A 2,470-nucleotide genomic window follows, 5' to 3' on the forward strand; every position below is an offset into this window, starting at 1 on the left:
TTTATACGCTGACAACCGTATTGTTGGCTTGCGGATCCTTGCATTTCTTCGGCGGCGAATCGACGAAGAACTTTTCGCTCGTCATGTTAATCGGCTTTATCAGCGGGGCTTATTCCTCTATTTGTGTCGATACCTCTTTATGGGTCGTTTGGAAGAGCCGCACAGACAAGCGTCGTGGCTTACATTCCGGAGAAGAAGATGTGCCGGAAGAGTCCGTAGAAGCTTAACTGTTAAATGCCTTGCCCTATCGGGCAAGGCATTTTTACGTGCGGCAATGAAAGGCGCACTGTGGTATAATTAGTAAAACAACAGGAGGATGTACGATGAAAAGCGATGTAACGGCCTTCCTTTCAAGAGCCGGGGCGGTCGGTAAGGAAATGCAAAATTACGGGGCCGACATACGAAATCATTTTGAAACTCTATTTACGCATCGGCGTATGACCGTATACGAATCTCTGCCTGAAAGCCGCTCCTTTGTCGATGTGACCGTACTGGAACCGACGGAAGAGGAGCCGTTTTATTTTTTGTATACATCGGGAATGAGTCGCATGTCTATGGCCTCATATCCGGGCAGCGGCGGTGAGGAATCTTCTTTAGCCGAATTGTATTTAATGATACCCGCTAAAGAAGAGATGCGTACTGTTGGCGGGCTACGTCCTTGGCCGGTCCGTCTTCTTGCCGAGTTGGGCGCCTTTCCCCATATGTACGGCATGTGGTTTTCCTACGGTTTTTATTTACCCTTGGCCAGAGACTGTGAGTACACATCGACACAGGGAACTTTTTCCGGGGCGCTTATGATTCAGTTCGACGGCGAGCTGGGAACCGTTCCTACGGCTGACGGTCATCGTATACAGCTGTTTATGCCTTTTCCCGTATATACCGAAGAAGCGGAACTGTACGGCTCTGTAGGACCTGACGAACTGACGGAACGGATACTTCGCTATAACGGCGGTACATTTTTAATTGATTTAAAACGACCCAACGCGGGTCTTGAACGACACGCAGGGGATTTGCGGAAATGATATATCGGCCCTTTTGATGAGGCGGTCGGAATCGTTTTTCGTATTTCGGATTCAAGGAGGTATGGTTGTGGAAGATAAGCGGTGGTTACGATTGTTGCAGCCGGGGATTACGGCTATTGTAGGAGCCGGAGGGAAAACAACCGTATTGGAACGGCTCGTTGCCTACGGACACGGTGCGAATCTGCCCGTTGCGGTCAGCACAACGGCAGAGGCGGACGGAGAGCGGTTGGCGGAAATCGAGGACCTGGATATTATTTGTACGAACGATCGTGAAGAAGGCGAAGCTTTTTGCATTGAAAAAATGAACGCTCATCGGGTACCCGCTTGGTTCTCGTCCGTAAGTGAAGAGGGGATTTATAAGGGAATCGATGCGGACACTCTGGAATGGTTGCGTGTAAGACATCCGGCATGGTATATGATCGTTGAGGCAGACGGTGCTCATCATAAATGGTTGAAGGCTCCCTTGCCTGAAGAAGCTCCTATTCCTCAGGACTGCGATACGCTCATTGGGGTCGTCAATCTGCAAATGCTCGGGTCGTCCATTACCGATGAGCGGGTAGCCGGCGCCGAACAAGCGGCTTTGATTATGAATCGTCCTACGGGGGCTATCGTTACGCCCGCCTTGCTGGCGAAGCTGTTGACGCATCCTCGCGGGTTGTTTCGTACTTCCGCCTCACGCAGAGTACTCTTTTGTAGCGGCTATAATGCCGTACAGCATCGTATGACAGAAGCTCTTTTGGATGATTTGGAAGAATTGGATTTACAAGTCATTGTCTTAGCTGACGGATATAAAGATACGTGCACCATTCGCCAATATATTTCCCAAGACTCAAGATAAGGAGATTCAAGCTGTGGGTGTGTGAAAAAGTATATCTTCATCTTTGGAAGAATTATAACTATGCATATTCTCTATTGACATATATCTTCGTGTACGATACAATGTCAGCAATTATTACTCAATTGATGAGAGGTAATATCAAATGAAGACCTTGTCCACATCGTTACGGACAGTTGAATACAGAGTAAGCTTTTTTAGCTGGAGCTATTATTTTAGCGCCGGCTATTTTTGCTACGAAAAATTCAACAGTATGACAAACGACATGAGACGGGTTTGCGTCGATGAATAAATTGTATAAATGCGGGACAATTGAACGTCGATAGCTATCGGTACCTAACGGGCAGGCTCATGAGAGCCTGCCTTTTTTATTTGATATAAGCCAAGAGATGAAATTGCGATTATTGTTGTCGGAGAGGATTTTTGTACACGGGTACGGTTGTAGTCGGAAAGCTACAGACCGAGTAAAAAGCTCGGACTTGAAGTATTGATGCCAAAAGCCCTTTAGTGAGAAAACCGTATAGGAGCTATTATGAGAGAAGAAGCAAAAGAATTTTTAAAAAATCTGAATATTGCCGTCATCGGCTTAGGGCTTATGGGAGGCTCCTTTGCC

The 2,470-nt window shown here is 47.2% G+C and carries 2 protein-coding genes and 1 pseudogene; all 3 read left to right on the forward strand.

The window, feature by feature from the left end; all coding sequences use genetic code 11:
* Positions 1-227, forward strand: a pseudogene (locus PGX78_RS07575) (protein translocase subunit SecF); the annotation flags it as partial.
* Positions 228-323: 96 nt separating this feature from the next.
* Positions 324-1,022, forward strand: a complete 699-nt coding sequence (locus PGX78_RS07580; protein ID WP_270446274.1) for a suppressor of fused domain protein — start codon at positions 324-326, stop codon at positions 1,020-1,022.
* Between the two features lie 61 nt (positions 1,023-1,083).
* Positions 1,084-1,860: a selenium cofactor biosynthesis protein YqeC gene (gene yqeC, locus PGX78_RS07585; RefSeq protein WP_270446277.1), complete on the forward strand. Its 777-nt coding sequence runs from the start codon at positions 1,084-1,086 to the stop codon at positions 1,858-1,860.
* Positions 1,861-2,470: the final 610 nt, after the last annotated feature.

The organism is Megasphaera sp. AF13-6AC (genome assembly GCF_027685385.1).
In the GTDB taxonomy this organism is placed as follows: Bacteria; Bacillota; Negativicutes; order Veillonellales; family Megasphaeraceae; genus Megasphaera; species Megasphaera micronuciformis.

What these genes read in the sequence shown, in the direction of transcription:
- PGX78_RS07580 (WP_270446274.1), top strand. Translation starts at nt 324, where the DNA reads ATGAAAAGCGATGTAACGGCCTTCCTTTCAAGAGCCGGGGCGGTCGGT.
- yqeC (WP_270446277.1), top strand. Translation starts at nt 1,084, where the DNA reads ATGGTTGTGGAAGATAAGCGGTGGTTACGATTGTTGCAGCCGGGGATT.